This is a genomic window from Paraflavitalea pollutisoli (assembly GCF_029360705.1).
Taxonomy (GTDB): Bacteria; Bacteroidota; Bacteroidia; order Chitinophagales; family Chitinophagaceae; genus Paraflavitalea; species Paraflavitalea pollutisoli.
On sequence record NZ_JARKMX010000008.1, the window covers coordinates 1954577 to 1972095 of the forward strand.

Annotated in this window: 19 protein-coding genes; 10 read left to right on the forward strand and 9 right to left on the reverse strand. The window is 51.5% G+C overall.

Features of this window, described 5'->3' with window-relative positions:
• Nucleotides 1–28: 28 nt before the first annotated feature.
• A complete protein-coding gene (locus P2W70_RS21645) occupies nt 29–1156 on the reverse strand; it encodes an efflux RND transporter periplasmic adaptor subunit (RefSeq protein ID WP_276483617.1) in 1128 nt (375 codons plus the stop codon).
• A 173-nt stretch (nt 1157–1329) separates the two neighbouring features.
• A complete protein-coding gene (locus P2W70_RS21650) occupies nt 1330–1704 on the reverse strand; it encodes a hypothetical protein (RefSeq protein WP_276483618.1) in 375 nt (124 codons plus the stop codon).
• A gap of 276 nt (nt 1705–1980) precedes the next feature.
• On the opposite strand from P2W70_RS21650, the gene P2W70_RS21655 reads away from it, so the two are divergent.
• Entirely contained in the window at nt 1981–3495 is a 1515-nt protein-coding gene (locus tag P2W70_RS21655) for a PA14 domain-containing protein (RefSeq protein ID WP_276483619.1), read from the forward strand.
• 49 nt (nt 3496–3544) lie between these two features.
• On the opposite strand, the gene P2W70_RS21660 is transcribed toward P2W70_RS21655, so the two are convergent.
• Nucleotides 3545–3718, reverse strand: a complete 174-nt coding sequence (locus P2W70_RS21660; RefSeq protein ID WP_276483620.1) for a phosphatidate cytidylyltransferase — start codon at nt 3716–3718, stop codon at nt 3545–3547.
• A gap of 119 nt (nt 3719–3837) precedes the next feature.
• On the opposite strand from P2W70_RS21660, the gene P2W70_RS21665 reads away from it, so the two are divergent.
• The 3 genes from P2W70_RS21665 to P2W70_RS21675 all read left to right on the forward strand — a co-directional run bounded on the left by P2W70_RS21665 (nt 3838) and on the right by P2W70_RS21675 (nt 6206).
• Nucleotides 3838–4944: an AI-2E family transporter gene (locus P2W70_RS21665; RefSeq protein WP_276483621.1), complete on the forward strand. Its 1107-nt coding sequence runs from the start codon at nt 3838–3840 to the stop codon at nt 4942–4944.
• Between the two features lie 101 nt (nt 4945–5045).
• On the forward strand, nt 5046–5519 hold the full coding sequence (locus P2W70_RS21670; RefSeq protein WP_276483622.1) for a 23S rRNA (pseudouridine(1915)-N(3))-methyltransferase RlmH: 474 nt from the start codon (nt 5046–5048) through the stop codon (nt 5517–5519).
• Nucleotides 5520–5567: 48 nt separating this feature from the next.
• Nucleotides 5568–6206 (forward strand): rhomboid family intramembrane serine protease, encoded by a 639-nt coding sequence (locus P2W70_RS21675; RefSeq protein ID WP_276483623.1) that lies wholly within the window; start codon nt 5568–5570, stop codon nt 6204–6206.
• On the opposite strand, the gene tilS is transcribed toward P2W70_RS21675, so the two are convergent.
• Nucleotides 6187–7677, reverse strand: a complete 1491-nt coding sequence (tilS, locus tag P2W70_RS21680) for a tRNA lysidine(34) synthetase TilS (protein ID WP_276483624.1) — start codon at nt 7675–7677, stop codon at nt 6187–6189. The genes P2W70_RS21675 and tilS overlap by 20 nt on opposite strands.
• Nucleotides 7678–7743: 66 nt before the next feature.
• The gene (locus P2W70_RS21685; protein WP_276483625.1) at nt 7744–8058 is read right to left on the reverse strand and encodes a tetratricopeptide repeat protein; all 315 of its coding nucleotides are present in this window, start codon (nt 8056–8058) and stop codon (nt 7744–7746) included.
• Nucleotides 8059–8189: 131 nt separating this feature from the next.
• On the opposite strand from P2W70_RS21685, the gene P2W70_RS21690 reads away from it, so the two are divergent.
• The 6 genes from P2W70_RS21690 to P2W70_RS21715 all read left to right on the forward strand — a co-directional run bounded on the left by P2W70_RS21690 (nt 8190) and on the right by P2W70_RS21715 (nt 13760).
• The gene (locus tag P2W70_RS21690; RefSeq protein WP_276483626.1) at nt 8190–8933 is read left to right on the forward strand and encodes an electron transfer flavoprotein subunit beta/FixA family protein; all 744 of its coding nucleotides are present in this window, start codon (nt 8190–8192) and stop codon (nt 8931–8933) included.
• A 72-nt stretch (nt 8934–9005) separates the two neighbouring features.
• Nucleotides 9006–9971, forward strand: a complete 966-nt coding sequence (locus P2W70_RS21695) for an electron transfer flavoprotein subunit alpha/FixB family protein (RefSeq protein WP_276483627.1) — start codon at nt 9006–9008, stop codon at nt 9969–9971.
• Between the two features lie 94 nt (nt 9972–10065).
• A complete protein-coding gene (locus P2W70_RS21700; RefSeq protein ID WP_276483628.1) occupies nt 10066–10665 on the forward strand; it encodes a bifunctional nuclease family protein in 600 nt (199 codons plus the stop codon).
• Nucleotides 10665–11519, forward strand: coding sequence for a 4-(cytidine 5'-diphospho)-2-C-methyl-D-erythritol kinase (gene ispE, locus P2W70_RS21705; RefSeq protein ID WP_276483629.1), 855 nt, complete (start codon nt 10665–10667; stop codon nt 11517–11519). The genes P2W70_RS21700 and ispE overlap by 1 nt, the downstream gene beginning before the upstream one ends.
• Before the next feature lie 241 nt (nt 11520–11760).
• Nucleotides 11761–12981, forward strand: coding sequence for an ornithine--oxo-acid transaminase (gene rocD, locus P2W70_RS21710; RefSeq protein WP_276483630.1), 1221 nt, complete (start codon nt 11761–11763; stop codon nt 12979–12981).
• A gap of 248 nt (nt 12982–13229) precedes the next feature.
• The gene (locus tag P2W70_RS21715; RefSeq protein ID WP_276483631.1) at nt 13230–13760 is read left to right on the forward strand and encodes a hypothetical protein; all 531 of its coding nucleotides are present in this window, start codon (nt 13230–13232) and stop codon (nt 13758–13760) included.
• A gap of 88 nt (nt 13761–13848) precedes the next feature.
• Here the strand turns inward: P2W70_RS21715 and P2W70_RS21720 are convergent, their stop codons facing one another.
• The 4 genes from P2W70_RS21720 to P2W70_RS21735 form a co-directional block, all read right to left on the reverse strand.
• The gene (locus P2W70_RS21720; RefSeq protein ID WP_276483632.1) at nt 13849–14244 is read right to left on the reverse strand and encodes a hypothetical protein; all 396 of its coding nucleotides are present in this window, start codon (nt 14242–14244) and stop codon (nt 13849–13851) included.
• Between the two features lie 438 nt (nt 14245–14682).
• Complete coding sequence (locus P2W70_RS21725) at nt 14683–15723, reverse strand: PKD domain-containing protein (RefSeq protein ID WP_276483633.1); 1041 nt, start codon at nt 15721–15723, stop codon at nt 14683–14685.
• A gap of 17 nt (nt 15724–15740) precedes the next feature.
• Nucleotides 15741–16247, reverse strand: coding sequence for a type VI secretion system TssO (tssO, locus tag P2W70_RS21730; RefSeq protein WP_276483634.1), 507 nt, complete (start codon nt 16245–16247; stop codon nt 15741–15743).
• An 83-nt stretch (nt 16248–16330) separates the two neighbouring features.
• Entirely contained in the window at nt 16331–17512 is a 1182-nt protein-coding gene (locus P2W70_RS21735; RefSeq protein WP_276483635.1) for a hypothetical protein, read from the reverse strand.
• Nucleotides 17513–17519 lie beyond the last annotated feature (7 nt).

Consider the following 17519-nt stretch of genomic DNA (forward strand, 5'->3'; position numbering starts at 1 on the left):
CCAGCACACATGATTGTTGACACAGCAGTTACTCCTCGGTCTGTTCGGCCATGACAGCCTCCATCGATACTGGCCGCGGCACTACTTTGTTACCATCGCGGATGTTCTGCACGCCTTCATAGATGATGCGGTCTTCTGCCGAGAGGCCCGAGCGGACCAGTATAAAATCCTCCACCCGGGTTTCCGGTATGAAGTTTTTCATCTTGACGACATTGTCTTTCCCGACGACAAACACATAGTTCTTGTCCTGTATTTCGAATACCGAACGGGAGGGCACCATCAGCGCCTTCGGCACGACGGAGGTGAGCATCACTTTGCCGCTGGCGCCGTGTTTCAGGATCTTACCTGGATTGGGAAAGTTGGCGCGAAAAGCGATGGAGCCGGTCTCCCGCTCAAACTCGCTTTCCATGGTCTCGATCTTCCCTTCGTGTTTGTAGGTGGTACCGTCGGCGAGCATGAGGTCTACCGACTGACCGATCCGGTTACCGGTTTGTCCGGCCTTGATATAATGCAGGTATTCATTTTCCGATACATTGAAATAAGCATGCATCGCATGGATATCGGATACGGTGGTGAGTAAGGTGCCCTCGGCAATCAGACTGCCGCGCTTGTTGGGCAAGCGGTCGATGATACCGTCAAAAGGCGCGCGGATCAAAGTATAGGAATAACGTATCGTGGCTTTTTCAACCTGCGCCTGCGCTTCCGCGACTTTGGCCTGTGCTACGGCCAGGCGGGCTTTGGCCAGGTCCATTTCGGAAGCAGACAGTACATTTTTACCGACCAGCGTTTTCACCCGGTTGGTTTCCACCTCGGCGGCTTTGACCTCCGCCTCGGCGCTGGCCAGTAAGGCATTGGCTTCTGTTACGGCGACTTTAAATTCCGCATCGTTGAGACGGAACAGGGCCTGTCCTTTTTTGACCAGTTGTCCTTCATCTACCAGTACCTGCTCGAGAAAGCCATCGACTTTGGCACGCAGCTCTACATTTTGACAAGCATTGATGGTCGCTACATAGGAACGGTGCAGCAACGTGTCTTTGTAACCCAATTGCAATACGGGCAATTCAATATCCTTTTGTTTTTCCTTGGTATTGCCCTTGGCGGTACAGCCGGTCACATAGACCAGGCCCAGCAAGGCGGCAACATGTACAATCTTCATAACGATGGTATTAGTTTAGAATGAGGTCGCGTATGGATGACCGGCCCAATAAAGCCTGTCAGACTATGTGTGCACACATAGCCGGCAAGCATTGTCCGGTAAAGCAAATACTACATGGGTGGCTTGACGAAGCCATCAGCAAAAGCGATCAATAAAAAGGAGGTGGAGCCGGTTCAGAAAGGAGTAAACCGGAAAAGAAAGATGTAATAAAAAGGCAACAGGTGAGCTGCATTGCTGCCTGGCAATGGAACCGTCAATTCGTGTCGATCGAAGCAACGAGAGGAGCTTCCGGATTGACCGGCTGTGACGGTATAAGGTGCCACTACCCTGAAACGGGACTTGTGCCGTACATGGCGGTGCACGGGTGTGCGCGAAGCAAAACTATCGTTATCGTCCTGGTACCCGGTGGCCGCCATGATGCGGTCGAGCTTGGTACACGTATGGTCAATGATCGCCTTCGACTGCCTTTTGAATTGCGGACCTTCTGCACGGGCGACGACGCCCAGCAGCATGCACAATACAACTTGTATGACGAGTTTGATCTTCACAATAATTGCCGCGGCAAAATTAAGGGGATCGGCTGAGATAGATCACTTTATAATCGATTCTTAATGTATTTCTAAAGAGATTCTTATACCCTGTACCCGATTGAATGATCATACAACCTATTTTATAAGAAGCGATCATTTCTGGCTCATTTTAATAATTAAATTCCATCTATGGGAATGAATGAATTCAAGGGTCATGCGTAACCAACTGATCGTTAAGCCTCTATTTTCTGGCATGTCGATGGCCTCCTACCTGTCGAACGCAAACAAATCGTCATGTACCCTTTTTACACCCGTATCGCTGTTATTTTATTCCTGGCCATTACGATGGCTTCTACACAGGCTACCAGCCAAACCTGTACACCACAGGGCGACCAAACCACGAGCGGCACCAGCAATGTCTGGATCGCTTATCTGTACCAGGGCATTAATTTCGACACCTATAAAGGATATGTTAACCGCGGTAGCGCCAGTAACCCCGCGATCGATGAAAGTTTCGGTGGCGAAAACGTCAACTTCGCAACCAATGGTTGTGATATCGTCACGCAGGAATTCTCTGTACGCTTCAAACTGACCAAGACTTTTGCGGATGCGAACTACCGCTTTACAGCGGGTGGTGATGATGGATACCGCCTGAGCATCGATGGCGGCAACACCTGGATCATCAACAACTGGGGCGAACACGGCTATACCTCCAGCACCTACGACGTGCATTTGAATGGCAGCGTGAACCTGGTGTTGGAATATTATGAACGCTTTGGCGCCAACCGCGTCACCTTCAACGTGGAGACCATTTGTGTGGGTGATGGAGATCCTACCGCGTATGGCACCAGCAATAGCTGGATCGGCTACCTGTACCAGGGTCAAAACTTCAACATGTACAGAGGTTATATTACCCGCGGCAGTGGCAGCGGTATGCAGTTCGATGAAAATTTCGGCAGCTCCAGCGGCACTTTCAATACCAGCAATTGCAGCATCACGACCAATGATTTCAGTGCCCGTTTCCGTACCAGGGCTACGCTGAGTGGAAGCTATCAGTTTACAGTGGGTGGCGACGACGGCTACCGCCTCAGTCTCGATGGTGGCAATACCTGGATCATCAACAGGTGGCAGGGACAGTCTTACTATGTAAGCAACCAAACGGTGAACGGCCTCAATGGCACCTACAATATTGTGCTGGAATATTATGAGAATACCGGTGACAACCGTCTCTCCTTCAACATGACCCAACTGACGGTATTGCCGGTCAACCTCATCAGCTTTACCGCTACGCCCAATGATGCCAACAAGACCGTACTCAACTGGTCTGCCGCCGACGCCATCAACTTCAACCATTTTATGGTGCAGAAAAGTAACGACGGACTGCAGTTTCGCGATATCGCCAAGGTGGCTACACAGGCTACGAACAGCGTACAGAATTATACGTACACCGATGTGCAACCCGGCGGCGGCAAGGCCTGGTACCGGTTGGCTATGGTAGACAAAGATGGTTCCGTGCGCTACTCCACACTGGTGGCTGTCAGCATACCGTTGACGGGTGGCTTCAGGATCTACCCGACTGTTGTAGAAAGTAACCAGGTATTTGTAGAATGTGCCACGAAGCTCAACCGGGCACAGGTAGAATGGGTGGATATGAATGGCCGGGTATTGCAGTCAGAAAAACGTTCATTCACCACGGGCCGCCAGGTACTCTCCGTACCGCCCACGGCCAGCAAAACAGCCGGTACGTACATCGTACGCATCACCGGCGATCAGGGTGTGCAAACCAGGCAACACCTGATCATCCGATAAGCGCATAGGTAGGCGATTTATAGCAGGCTGCCGGCTTTTGCCGGTGGCCTTATTTTTTACCCCCCATCTTCGCGATCAGCCAGATCAGTAAGCCGACCACCACGGCTACGACCAGGATACCCGTCCACACACCGGCTTTGAAGATACCACCAATCACCTCGCACGAAGAAAGACTTACCAGGAACATCGCCAATAAAGTATATACAAGAGCAGGTCTCATCATAAAAAGTGTTTAACCGGGCTTATGCAAAACCATTGCCAGCCATCCCGTGCACACCGGAGGCACAGGAATTGATAGCACAACCACGTAGAATACCGCCTTACCTACCTAAACACATATTGATGACACAACAACAACCGTTTTACTTCCGGTTTACCATGGTCTTGCTGATGCTCGCCCTCCTTTGCTTATTTATCTATGTTGGCGCCGACCTGGTAGTACCCTTTGCTCTCGCCATGCTCATCGCTATCCTGCTTATACCGATCTGCAACTGGTTACAACGTAAAGGCCTTGGCCGGGCGGTATCTACCATGATCGCACTGCTCGCGGCAGCCCTGCTGGTGGGCGGTATATTGTACTTTCTGTCGTCGCAGATCGCTTCTTTCTTAAATGATTTCGATCAGATCAAGAAAGGCATCAATACGCATGTACAGACCGTGCAAACCTGGATCCGGCAGCGGTTTGGTCTCTCCCTGCGTGAGCAGGACGACCTGGTGAACAAGGCGGTAGCCTCCATGAAAAGCTCTGGCCAGGGTGCGATGGGGAGTGCTTTTTCTTCCCTAACCAGTGTTGTTACCACGACGGTATTACTCCCGATCTATGTCTTCCTGCTATTATATTACCGGTCACTGATACGGCAGTTCTTCATTGAAGTATTCAGTAAAACACCGCCAGATGAAGTGGCGGCCATCATCAATGAATCCAGAACCGTTGTACAAAGTTATATGGTAGGCCTGCTGATCGAATTCGTCATTGTATCGGCGATCAATGCAGCCGGGTTCCTGATCCTCGGCATCAAATACGCCATCTTCCTTGCCGTATTTGCGGCTGTGCTGAATATATTGCCCTATATCGGCATGCTGATCGCCTCGATCTTCTGTATGCTGGTGACATTGACCACCTCCGACAAACTGAGCGAGCCCATCTGGGTGCTCGTGGTATTGCTGGTGGTGCAGTTCATCGACAATAACATCATCATGCCCAAGATCGTTGGCTCCAAAGTAAAGCTCAATGCCCTGGTAACAATTGCCGGTGTGGTAGTGGGAGGATTGCTTTGTGGCGTGTCGGGCATGTTCCTGTCTATACCCGTCATTGCTATCCTGAAGATCATCTTCGACCGCATAGAAGACCTGCGGCCCTGGGGGAAACTCTTTGGAGACGAAGAGGACAGCGCTAAACACAGCAAGGCGCGGGCGAAAAATGTTTCGCGGAAAAAGAAGGAAGAATAGCCCCATCTGAAAAGGCATGTTCGTTCAGTACATTGAAGAATAAATTCGTTGACAGTTCACCATGAACTCGTGATGCGGGCAAATCTTTTTACTTTTGCCCCATGAAGATCCAGTTCTGGTCAGTAGGGAAAAAAAATGAACCTTATGTCCATGCAGGCATAGAGGATTTCACCAACCGCATCTCCAAATATTTTCCGGTGCAGTGGACGATTATTCCCGTGCCGAAGAATGCCGGCATGCTGAGCGATATGGACCTTAAAAAGAAAGAAGGCGAAACCATCCTGGAATGGCTGGAGCCGACGGACTATCTCGTGGCCCTCGACGAAAGAGGCAAGTCGATGAATTCGGAAGGACTGGCGAAATTTGTACAGGCGCGGGCCAATGAAAGTGCGAAGCGGCTGGTTTTTCTCATTGGTGGTGCTTATGGCATCGATGCCGCCGTGTTGAAGCGTGCCAACTATACCTGGTCACTCTCCGAACTGGTTTTTCCTCATCAACTCGTACGGCTGATCCTCGCCGAGCAGGTGTACCGGGCCTGCACCATTCTCCGAAACGAGAAGTATCACCATAGTTAGACTTGGAACTGTCCACTTTTTAAGTAGATTTGAACCCAATAGCGAACAATGAGCATTACTTTAATTATTATCATCATAACCGCGATCATTTCCATTTCGGCCTTCAGCAACGAAAGGATCTACAATGACCTGATCTTTTACCCGCCGGCGGTCACCTACCAGAAGCAGTGGTATCGTTTTTTCAGCTGCGGACTCATCCATGCAGACTGGTTGCACCTGATCTTTAATATGTATGCGTTGTACATGTTTGGTGATAGTGTGGAGTCGGGTTTCCAAAGTCTGTTTCAGGAAAAAGGAAAATTATTCTACCTGCTGATGTATATCACGGCGCTTGGTTTCTGCCTGCTGCCGACTTATGCCAAACACAAAGAAGATTCGTATTACCGGAGCCTGGGCGCTTCCGGTGCGGTATCGGCTGTCATATTTATCTATGTAATCCTGTTCCCTACCGCAAACCTCGGTTTGATCATCCTGCCGGGTTTGAAGATCCCCGGTTTCATATTTGGTTTTCTGTATCTCGGTATCTCTTCTTACCTGGACAGGCGCGGTGGTGGCAATATCAACCACTCGGCCCACATCTGGGGCGCGTTATATGGTATCGCCTTTATCATTGTAATGGGGGCCATCTTCTCCGAGTACCATGTACTGCAAAGGTTCATCGACCAGATCAGGGATTACCTGAGCTGAACGTAACCTGCATTACCTGGCGGGTAGCTGCGACCACCCGGAAACGGTTGTCGATACGCATCCCTATTACCCAAACGATGCGTTTGTTGCTTTCCAGTACCCATACTTTTTCCTTGTCGGTGGCCGATAATTTCTGGTCGATGAAGAAGCGGGCCAGCTTCTTTTTCTTTTGCATGCCCAGGGGATAGAAATAATCACCGGCTTTCCAGGGGCGCAACAACAAGGGAAATTCGAGACTCTTGCGATCGATATACGCCACGGGATCGTATGGATTGGCGGCCTGCCTGGGCACTGTCTTCTTCTTTTTACCTGCTGTCGCGGCCTCTTCTTTCACTACCGGCGCATCGACGATCGGTACGGGTACCTCTTTCACGCTCATTGGTTGCAGCTGTAGTTGCCCACCGGGGAAGGCGATGGACTGATCAGTAGCCTCCACCAGTACATGTTGAGCGGCATCTGAGATGGCCGGTGCTATGATCAGCCAGTTGCGGTTGCGGATGATGCGGTGGGTGGCGGAAGCCACATAGCGCCCCGTCTCGCTGTCGAGCAGGTGGATGATAGCGGCGGTTTGGGCAGCGGTAAAGCCATACGGTTTTGCGATCTCGTACACGAGGGTCGTCAACGGTTCGTGCTGCTTCAGTTTCAATACGGGGATATGCACTTCTTCCCCTTTCTGTTCAAGTAATTGCTTCAAATGTTGCTGGAGGGATTGATGATACAATAGGGCTACATCGCGGAAACGGTCGATATTACCAGCCAGGTTGCCGACTACTTCCGGATATAATTGTTGCAGGAGTGGCAGCACCTGCAGGCGCAGGAAATTGCGGGCGTATTTATCCTGGGCGTTGGAGCTATCCTCTACCCACTGCAGTTGTGCTGTTTCGGCGAAGCTGACCAGTTCTTCCTTGCGAGCAAACAGGAGGGGACGTACGATCGTGCCTTGTTTGGGCAGTATACCTTGCAGGCCGGCGATACCTGTGCCCTTGAAGAATTTCATCAGCAGGGTTTCGACGTTGTCGTCGAGGTGGTGGGCCGTGAGCAGATAATCGAAGCGAGGTACAACTGCTGCCGCAATGCCCGGCAAGTCTGGCATTGTGGGCGCGTCGGTCTTTGAAACATTGTTTTCATCGCGCATCAACGACGCAAACCAGGCATACCGTAGTTCACGGGCTGCTACCTGTATGGATACCTTGTGCTGCAAGGCGTAGGCTTCCGTATCGAAGGACTGCACCAGCACCTCACGATCATATCTTTCACCCAGGCTGCGCACAAAAGCTTCGTCGCGGTCGCTCTCCGCTCCGCGCAAGCGGAAATTACAGTGAGCAATCGCAAAATCGTAGCCAGCCTGGTGGCATAGTGCGCACAAAACGGCAGAATCGATGCCACCGCTCACCGCCAACAGCAATTTGTCGTTGGCCGTGAACAGCTGTTCCTGTTTGATGAAAGCTAAATATCGTTGAAGTAAACTCATTCGTTATTGATCATGTTGGCTGATACCTGTTTCCCACAGCCTTCTTACCTTGCTGCCCCCCTTTCCTCACACATCCGCCAGATCATCATAAGCCCCCTGCAGCTCGCCCAGCGCATGCCGGTCGCCGGCTTGGCGGGCCGCGGCCATCCCTTTTTCGTACCAGTCGAGCGCTTCGGCCGGCTGCCCCACCCTTTCCAGCAATTTGCCGAGGTGGTAATAAGAACCCACATATAGCGGGTCGCGGGCCAGGATCTCTTCAAATAAATTCCGGGCCCCGGCTTCGTCGCCCAATTTCACATATTCCAATGCCAGCGCATGCTTGAGGAATGCGTCGTCGGGATTGGCCTGTAGAAAAGTCTTCAATTTGTCAATTCGGTCCATCTTAATTGCCCCATTAAATATTTCAAAACTATCTTTGCGGCACTTATATTTGTATAAGGATTGGTTGCATAAACAACCTTAATTCCCGCCCTGGCACGATTGCTCCCGCAGGGCTACAAAAAATAAACGTTATGAAGATTTTAGTTTGTATCAGCAAAACGCCGGACACAACGGCAAAAATAGCCTTCACCGATAACAATACGAAATTCGCAACGGATGGCGTGCAGTGGATCATCAATCCCTACGACGAGTGGTATTCGCTCGTACGCGCCATTGAATTGAAAGAAAAAGACCCGTCCACGGTGTTGCACCTGCTGACCGTAGCCGGCGCAGAGGCCGACCCGATCATCCGCAAGGCACTGGCCCTGGGTGGTGATGAAGCCATCCGCGTGAATGCCGACAGCCAGGACAGTTTCTATATCGCTACCCAGATCGCCGAAGTAGCCAAACAAGGTAACTACGACCTCGTATTCACCGGTCGTGAGACCATCGATTACAATGGTTCTTCCATTGGTGGTATGGTGGCTGAGTTGCTCAACCTGCCCTATGTAGCCCTCGCTACCAAATTTGACCTCAACGGTACTACCGCTACCATCACCCGCGAAATAGAAGGTGGTGAAGAAGTGTGCGAAGCGGCGCTGCCCCTGGTAGTAAGCTGCCAGAAAGGGATGGCCGAGCAACGCATTCCCAATATGAAAGGTATCATGGGTGCCCGTACCAAGCCCCTGAAAGTGGTGGAGCCTGCGGCAGCCGACACGCTGACGTCCATCGCCGGATTTGAACTGCCACCTGCCAAGGCTGGTGTAAAGCTGATCCCTGCCGACAATCCTGCTGAACTGGTCAGGTTGCTGCACGAAGAAGCGAAGCAAATTTGATAAGACCACCTGACTGCGGTCAGCTGTCTTTCCTGTTCAAATTTCCCCATTACTCATTTTCAAATTAGCAATATGTCTGTTCTCATCTATATCGATCAGGCCGAAGGCCATGTAAAAAAAGCATCCCTGGAAGCCCTTACCTACGGCGCCAAGCTGGCTGCACAACTGGGTACCACTGCCGAAGCCGTGGTACTGGGTACGGTGACAGAAGATCTGGCGGCACTGGGTAAATACGGTGTGAAGAAGATCCACCACGTCTCCAACGACACCCTCAATCATTTCGACGCGCAGGTGTTCACCGGTGTCATCGCCCAGGCGGTTACTGCTGCGAATGCCGATGTGGTCATCTTCTCCAATAATGTAGATGGTAAGGCCCTGGCGCCCCGTTTGGCTGCCCGCCTGAAAGCAGGTCTGGTAACAGGCGCTGCTGCCCTGCCCGATACCAGCAATGGTTTCGTGGTTAAGAAAACGGTATTCTCCGGTAAAGCATTTGCCAATGTGGCCATCAATAGCCCCATCAAGGTAATCGCCCTCAACCCCAATGCCTTCAAGATCGAAGCGGGTGAAGGCACTGCTGAAGTGGCTGCACTGAATGCCACCGTAGAAGCCTCCAAAGTAAAAGTTACCCAGGTCAATAAAGTGACCGGCGAAGTACCGCTGAGCGAAGCGGAGATCGTGGTAAGCGGTGGTCGCGGTCTGAAAGGCCCCGAAAACTGGGGTATGATCGAAGAGCTGGCTCATTTGTTACACGCCGCTACGGCTTGCAGCCGACCGGTGGCCGATGTACACTGGCGCCCCCACCACGAGCACGTAGGACAAACAGGACTGGCCATTGCGCCCAACCTGTATATTGCGATCGGTATCTCCGGCGCCATCCAACACCTGGCTGGTGTGAACAGGAGCAAGGTGATCGTGGTGATCAATAAAGACCCCGAAGCGCCCTTCTTCAAAGCAGCCGATTATGGTATCGTAGGGGATGCATTTGAGGTAGTACCCAAGATCATTGAAGCGGTTAAAAAACTGAAGGGAGTGGCATAATTATCAACCATTTCCACACAATAATGGACGTAAATGCGGTTGATTGACAACCGCATTTATTTTTAGCAAAAAACCCTTAGTTTCGTGCTTTCGTATGAAAAAAATTGAGCTGGAAATAGTCGCGCTGTCACACAGCATCACTCAAACACATTCCTATGCAGTCGTATTGGGTGAAGTGAACGGGCTGCGCCGTTTGCCCATCGTCATCGGCGGTTTTGAAGCACAGGCGATCGCCGTGGCCCTCGAAAAAATGCACCCCAGCAGGCCGCTGACGCACGATCTGATGAAGAATTTCATGAATGCCTTCACCATCGACCTTCAGGAGATCATCATTTGCGACCTCCAGGAAGGTATTTTCTACTCCAAGCTGGTGTGCGTCAGTGAACACGATACTGTAGAGATCGACTCCCGTACGTCCGACGCCCTGGCGCTGGCCGTTCGCTTCGGTTGTCCTATCTATACGTACGATAATATCCTGGAAAGTGCAGGCATCCTCATGGAGGACCCCTCCGGCAAAAAGAAACAGCCCAAGGAAGCCGTGGCTACGGAAACTGCTGCCAGCAGCACCGACGACCTCCGCACGCTGACCCTCGAGGAGCTCAATACCCTCCTCAATGAGGTACTCGACCAGGAAGATTATATCCGCGCCATCGCCATCCGCGACGAGATCAACAGTCGTAAAAGAGGCCGGTAATGATCCTGTTTCCCCCTTGTAAGATCAACCTGGGTCTGCACATCACTCGCAAACGGACGGATGGGTTTCATGACCTGGAAACTGTATTCTATCCCCTCCCCCTGCGCGATGCGCTGGAAGCGATCAGCACCCCGGTATCGGCACAGGGCTTTCCGCTGCACGCAGGCTCCGGCTCCGGCACCGTCGACCTTCACCTCACCGGATTGCTGGTACAGGGTGACGCTGCCGACAATCTCTGTGTGAAAGCCTGGCACCTCCTGAAAAAAGACTATCCGCAATTACCACCAGTACAGCTTCATTTGCACAAGGCCATTCCCATGGGGGCCGGACTGGGTGGCGGCTCCTCCGACGCGGCCTTTACCCTGCAACTGCTCAATACCAAATACCGCCTCGGTATTTCAACAGAACAACTGCTGGACTATGCCTTGCAACTGGGCAGCGATTGTCCGTTCTTTATCCTCAACAAACCTTGTGTAGCTACCGGCCGCGGCGAAGTAATGGAGGCTATCCCACTCGATTTGTCGGGATACAGCTTCCTGCTCGTGTACCCCGAGGTACACATCAATACGGGCTGGGCCTTTCAGCAGATCACACCAGCACCGGGTGCACGTCCGCTGGCAGAGATCGTGCAGGAACCGGTAGAACGTTGGAAAGACCAACTGGTCAATGATTTTGAAGCCCCCGTTTGCGCCCTCCATCCGGCCCTGCAGCAGGTGAAAGACACCCTGTATGCAGGTGGTGCTGTGTATGCATCGATGACGGGCAGTGGCTCCAGCTTCTACGGCATTTTCCCCGCCGGGAAAGTCCCCGAGGGCTTGTTTCCTGCGTACAAGAGTTATATACTGGCCAGCTAATACTTTCACAGCATGGTAATGGGTACCCCTTGATAAGCCGGGCGCTTTTCGTATCTTCGTGCCTTAACTGAACACGATCAACAACAGCATTTACATAGTATACTTTCTGCAGCAGCACCTCGATCTGCTCAATCACTAACACCGCCCTTCGGCTGCCGGCATCCGCATGCCGGCCATTATTGCTATCTCCCTACATGCTCATTTCATCACGCTTATTTATTGAATTATGCAACCTGCTACCATGCATTCCGATAAGACACAATATTACCTGGACCTGGAAGACCAATACGGCGCACACAACTACCACCCCTTGCCAGTCGTGCTGAACCGGGGCGAAGGTGTTTATCTCTGGGATGTAGACAATAAGCGTTATTTTGATTTCCTGAGCGGCTACTCCGCCGTCAACCAGGGTCATTGCCACCCTACCATTATCCGGGCACTGATTGCGCAGGCTCAAAAGCTGACACTCACTTCCCGTGCCTTTCACAGCGAACTGCTGAGTGAGTTCACCCAATACATTACAGCGTACTTTGGTTACGATAAGGTACTACCGATGAATACGGGCGTGGAAGCCGTAGAAACGGCTATCAAGCTCTGTCGCCGGTGGGGATATGATGTAAAGGGTATTCCGGCCAACCAGGCAAAGATCCTGGTATGCGGCAACAATTTCCATGGCCGCACCAGCACCGTGATCTCTTTCAGTACGGACCCTAGCTCCTACGATCGTTTCGGCCCCTTTATGCCAGGCTTTGAGGTAGTGCCGTATAACGACCTGGAAGCCCTCAGCAAAGCCCTGCAGGATAAAAACGTAGCGGGCTTCCTGGTGGAGCCTATACAGGGCGAAGCAGGTGTGGTGATTCCCGATGATGGTTACCTGAAAACAGCGAAACAATACTGCGCAGATGCGCGTGTGTTGTTTATCGCCGATGAGATACAAACAGGCCTTTGCCGTACCGGAAAAATGCTGGCCTGTGACCATGAAGGGGTGCGGGCAGATATCCTCATCATTGGTAAAGCCCTGAGTGGTGGTGTGCTTCCGGCCTCTGCCGTACTGGCCGACAATGAAGTGATGATGAACATCAAGCCAGGCGAACATGGCTCTACCTATGGTGGCAACCCACTGGCTTGTAAGGTAGCGATGGCGGCGCTGGATGTACTGAAAGACGAAGAGATGGCCGACAATGCCGAAGCCATGGGACAATTATTCCGCGATGAACTGGCGGCTATGCAATCGCCCCATATTCAACTCATTCGTGGCAGAGGCTTGCTGAATGCGATCGTGATCAAACACGCCAATCCCGAAGCAGCCTGGGACCTTTGCCTGGCGATGAAAGACCGGGGCTTGCTGGCCAAGCCAACCCACGGTGACAAGATACGCCTGTCACCACCGTTGTGTATTAACCGTGAGGAGGTGCTGGAGGCTGTACAGATCATTGCCGACAGCCTGCATATCCTGGATTAGGAAGCGATTCCCAATACGGCACAACGCTCCCAATACCGGATTATTCTCATACTGGGCCTATATTTGAGGCTTTACCTTATATAAAAGACTGACGATGATCGTTGGTCTTTTTTATACCCTGCCTTATGCACAAGATCTCCCCAGGCGTGTAAAAAAACTGGCTTCCGGATACCATTTTTCATCGGCAAACGTTTTAATCCATAGAGCTATTTTTATAGTTTTGTTCTGAATCCTTATAACTCAGTATCATGAAAACTACCATCCGTTCCCTGGCGCTCTTATTGAGCGTTACACTCCTGCTGACTGCCTGTGTGAAAAGCAAAGAAGATGACCCCAGGGGTTCATTCACCCACGCAGGTAAAACTTACACGACCAATAAGGCCATGTACACCAGCCACCTGAACAGCAATGGTCAGTTTAGCTATGGTGAGTTGTCTATCGCCTCCACCGATTTCACCAATAGTAATTTCAGTGGCAAAGTGAGTGCCGTCGGCATTCTCTTCGACCAACCGGCACCGACCAATGGCACCTTTACGTATAGGTATGAAACCGATCCGAATTTCCAGGCCAACCAGCATTTCTTCGATGCTTATATGGCTGCGAACATTCAATACCCGGATATCAACTCGGGCACCTTTACCGACTATATTTCTGGCGGCACGGTGACCGTTACCGTGAGCGGCGAACGGGTTACCGTCAATTTCGACCTCGACTTCGATGGCGAAAGAGTAACCGGCTCGTATACCGGACCAATCAAAACATTGACCGAAGAATATTGATCCCTGCTAAAACAACCAATGCCGGCACCATTCCTTATTGGTAGCCGGCTTTTTTATGCCTATCTGGCTCTTCGTTCCCGGAGGGTGATTATTTCTTGTCCTCTACCACCTTCAGGTCGGGCAGCAGGGTCATGATCAGCAGCGTGGCAGCTGACACCAGCATGATCCAAAGGCCTGCCAACTTGGAAGGGCAAAGACCACGGTAACAACTCGTAAAGACAATATAGGTTTTGATCGCAAAAGCCGCAATGAGGGCGCCGATCAGCAGGTTCCAGCGCTTGGCCCAGATGCGGGGGATCAGGAAGAATACTACACTTACAGCTGCCAGCACGGTAAATACCTTTCCGGGTTTACCGTAGTTATTGCCCTCGGAGAAGAAACCGTTGAAGGTCTTATCCAGGTCTGGATAATAAGTCCAGGACATAAAACAACTAATAACCAGCACGACAGCGGCGGCGACGCCGATCCATTGAGAATACTTCATAAATGAAAAAAGAGCCGCGAAGATAGTCAAAACCTGCGGCATTGGGAGAGCCAGGTAAACAGCCTTTTCAGGAGGCCGGCACAGGGTCTACAGCACAGGGAGCGCCCGGGGATTGGGCGGCGCAATGCTTTCAATGCCTTTGAAAAAGTCACCCCGTGATAGGTTTGCAGCGCAGCACGCAGCCTCTTACTGTCGGCCACACAAAAAAATAGCCCGGGTAGAGACCCAGGCTGACCAAAACTAACTGCTAATATGAGAAAATGCACCTATTAGACGCTTACGGGTCGCATAGGATTGTGGGTTTCCCACATTAAAAAATATGGTTTTTGTTTTAATGTCGACGTCTCCAAACCCGCTGATCCTGACGGTTTTTTACATCGTTTTGTCGATGCGACGCTGGTACGTTTACAATCCGTTAACGAATGACGGTTTGCCCCTTTACTTACAAGGATTTTTACCCAACCAGCCTTTCTTATCGACAGTCACCGTAATCGAGGTAACACAATTGTCATTGTCCCTGCCCGCCACTACCGACTCCACCTTCAGTTTCTTGCCCTTCACTTCGGCACACATAGCCCCAAAGGTCGTGCGCTTGCCGTTATACACTACCACCGTATTGTCGCCATCACAGAGGTATTGTTTGAAGTCACTGCTGATCATCTTCTCACACACGACCGACTGCACCAGGCTACGGAAATTATCATCGCTGATCACCTTCGTCGCCGGGCGACGAGGTGTTTCGGGCAGGCTGATCACCTGGGTATCTTTCGGCTGCTCTACCTTTCCGGGATCGGCCGGTATCTCGAGTGGCTTGCGTTTGATATCCTGGTTCAACAGCGGATCATCCTGCACCACGACCGTCTTGGAATATTTCTTCTGACGATCCTGGTCAAGCACCAGGGTCACCACGTAATTGCCCTGCAACTTGAATTTGAAGCTGGCTTTGGAGCCACTCTGCTTGGGGAAATTCGCGTTGTTCTCGATATACCATTCGTAATTCTTGGCAGGCCGGGCCGTGGTAAACTCTAACACTTCGCCTGTAAAGGCTTCATTTTCGCCAATAATGTCTTCGCCATACTCCGGTATGATCACCGGTGTCTTCACGGTTATTTTCCGGGTGTATACACATTCATTGTTGATGGAGGCGCGTACCGTAAATACTGCCTCCTGCTTGTAGGTATGGATGGCATGAAATCCTTCCTCACCGGTTACCCCATCTCCGAAATCCCAGGTCACCCTGGTATCGGGCACATAAGCAATGCGGAAGCTCACCGGATCACCGGTATGCAGGTTAATGGTATCGGTCACCGTACGACCATTGACATAGATATCGAGCGGATCGCAGGTTTCTTTCGATTCCCGGTTGATGAGGGTATAACTAAACAGGCCTGCCGACAACAGGATCAACACGATCATGGTGATCCATACATTGTAGTCGAGACCGGCCACACGCCGCGTAAAGATGGTAGATGGTTTCATGATGATCCTTGTTGTGCTCAACGGCTGGGCTGCCGCTGTTGTAATAAGATTTGCTGATAATTGCGCACCTCCCCTTCCAGGGTTTCGATCCGCCTGTCTTTCTTTTCCAGCTCCAGTGCGCCATTATTGACATCCCGCAACTGCTTCTTGGCCAATTGCAGGTTCTTCAGGTTATCGATGATCACATTGATCATTCCTTTGATGGACAGTGAATCACTGCTGCTCATCGTCAGCATCTGGTCGATGTTGCGGCTGATCTTGCTGTCCATCAGGTAAGCATTCTCTGCGGAGAGATTGACGGAATCCAGCAGGTTCATCGTTTCTTCCAGCTTGATCTCGAAGGATTGCAGAAAAGCCTTTTCATTCTCCGCCCTGTCCATCTCCTTGCGCAGCTTCTGGTTTTCTTTAAAAGGCACCTGGAAACTAAAGAGAATGGTCGTGGTGATGACACCAATGGTGATCACGAAAAAGAGCAGGAAGTACATAAAGGACTTTCTTCTCGCGTCCTGGTTGATAGGAGGCATACAATAGTTTTTAGACTGTTGAATAGGTTTATTGCACCCAGTTCAGGCAACCGTGTCGCAACGCCTTGCACGGCCGACTGTCGTTATTTGCTGCCAAAGAACCTGCGCCGGGTATTGATCTCGGCCGGTTCGGGCTTGTCGAGCTTTTCTTCTTTGACAAATGGTCCGGTCTCTTTCTGCTTACCGATGAACTCGAGCGTATTGAGCTTTTCAAAGAGACGCCGGGTTGTTTCGACAAACAACGTGATCTGCCCGATATTCCGGTTGATGTCGTTGTTGTCATAGCGAATATGCGCCATCGCCGTCAGGATACTCTCCAGTTCACCCTGCTTCAATTCGCTCCAGTCGCTGAGGTAATTGACCATGAGTTCCTTGCCCGAGCCCGTACGCAGATCGATGGAATTTTTCATGATGCGGGCCAGGTTGGCCACACACATGAACAGGCTTGCCGGTGACTCGTGCAGCATCGTCCACCGCACATGGGTGATGGCCTGCCCCAGGTAAAGGATCACCCGGTCGCAGAGAAACAACACCAACTTGGAAATATCATTCTGCTGGTCCTTGATGAATATCTTTTGTACGACCAGCGAACACAACACTTCCAGACGCGAAAGAAACTGATCGATCTCGGCATGCAGGTTCACCAGGTCGGGCGAGGCGCTGAGTGAATAACAGGGCGGTATATAATCATAGTCGACCGTAATGCTGTTGCCGTTGACGATTACCCTGCCCACCGTGACAACATAGGGATGAAACATGTACTGGTTATATTCGCCATCACTCACCACCTGGATCGTGTAGGTGGGTTGTACATACGGGTAACGCGGTGGATTCTCGGCCAGGTCGGGCGTGCCGGTCGGCTGTTTCTCGAACGGGTTGACCGCCAGGATCACCCACCACTGTGCAGCCGCTTTTGCTTCCTGGAAGGAAAAGGTAAACGATAAGGCGGGCACACCATCGGCGGAAGCCCGGCTGAAGCCGGAGGCTGCAGGCAGGTTGATGCGCACCCCGCCGGGCGTTACTGCCTGGCAGGCCAGCATCGATACCCGTAACGTTTGCTGGTTGTCGAGCGACAACTTTACATTGCAGGTATCCTCTCCGGGATAGCTGGCAGGTAATATACCAAAGCGGACTGGAGAAGTATTTAAGGCACCGACCTCTTGCAAGGCATCCGTCCAGGCATTGTCCTGGGCGATAAAATGCCCTTTATTGATCTTCATCCCATCGATCCAGTTGACCGGATAATGTTTGGGGTAGTCTCGCATGGTGGAT

What these genes read in the sequence shown, in the direction of transcription:
- P2W70_RS21645 (WP_276483617.1), bottom strand. Translation starts at nt 1,156, where the DNA reads ATGAAGATTGTACATGTTGCCGCCTTGCTGGGCCTGGTCTATGTGACC.
- P2W70_RS21655 (WP_276483619.1), top strand. Translation starts at nt 1,981, where the DNA reads ATGTACCCTTTTTACACCCGTATCGCTGTTATTTTATTCCTGGCCATT.
- P2W70_RS21660 (WP_276483620.1), bottom strand. Translation starts at nt 3,718, where the DNA reads ATGATGAGACCTGCTCTTGTATATACTTTATTGGCGATGTTCCTGGTA.
- P2W70_RS21665 (WP_276483621.1), top strand. Translation starts at nt 3,838, where the DNA reads ATGACACAACAACAACCGTTTTACTTCCGGTTTACCATGGTCTTGCTG.
- P2W70_RS21670 (WP_276483622.1), top strand. Translation starts at nt 5,046, where the DNA reads ATGAAGATCCAGTTCTGGTCAGTAGGGAAAAAAAATGAACCTTATGTC.
- P2W70_RS21675 (WP_276483623.1), top strand. Translation starts at nt 5,568, where the DNA reads ATGAGCATTACTTTAATTATTATCATCATAACCGCGATCATTTCCATT.
- tilS (WP_276483624.1), bottom strand. Translation starts at nt 7,677, where the DNA reads ATGAGTTTACTTCAACGATATTTAGCTTTCATCAAACAGGAACAGCTG.
- P2W70_RS21685 (WP_276483625.1), bottom strand. Translation starts at nt 8,058, where the DNA reads ATGGACCGAATTGACAAATTGAAGACTTTTCTACAGGCCAATCCCGAC.
- P2W70_RS21690 (WP_276483626.1), top strand. Translation starts at nt 8,190, where the DNA reads ATGAAGATTTTAGTTTGTATCAGCAAAACGCCGGACACAACGGCAAAA.
- P2W70_RS21695 (WP_276483627.1), top strand. Translation starts at nt 9,006, where the DNA reads ATGTCTGTTCTCATCTATATCGATCAGGCCGAAGGCCATGTAAAAAAA.
- P2W70_RS21700 (WP_276483628.1), top strand. Translation starts at nt 10,066, where the DNA reads ATGAAAAAAATTGAGCTGGAAATAGTCGCGCTGTCACACAGCATCACT.
- ispE (WP_276483629.1), top strand. Translation starts at nt 10,665, where the DNA reads ATGATCCTGTTTCCCCCTTGTAAGATCAACCTGGGTCTGCACATCACT.
- rocD (WP_276483630.1), top strand. Translation starts at nt 11,761, where the DNA reads ATGCATTCCGATAAGACACAATATTACCTGGACCTGGAAGACCAATAC.
- P2W70_RS21715 (WP_276483631.1), top strand. Translation starts at nt 13,230, where the DNA reads ATGAAAACTACCATCCGTTCCCTGGCGCTCTTATTGAGCGTTACACTC.
- P2W70_RS21720 (WP_276483632.1), bottom strand. Translation starts at nt 14,244, where the DNA reads ATGAAGTATTCTCAATGGATCGGCGTCGCCGCCGCTGTCGTGCTGGTT.
- P2W70_RS21725 (WP_276483633.1), bottom strand. Translation starts at nt 15,723, where the DNA reads ATGAAACCATCTACCATCTTTACGCGGCGTGTGGCCGGTCTCGACTAC.
- tssO (WP_276483634.1), bottom strand. Translation starts at nt 16,247, where the DNA reads ATGCCTCCTATCAACCAGGACGCGAGAAGAAAGTCCTTTATGTACTTC.
- P2W70_RS21735 (WP_276483635.1), bottom strand. Translation starts at nt 17,512, where the DNA reads ATGCGAGACTACCCCAAACATTATCCGGTCAACTGGATCGATGGGATG.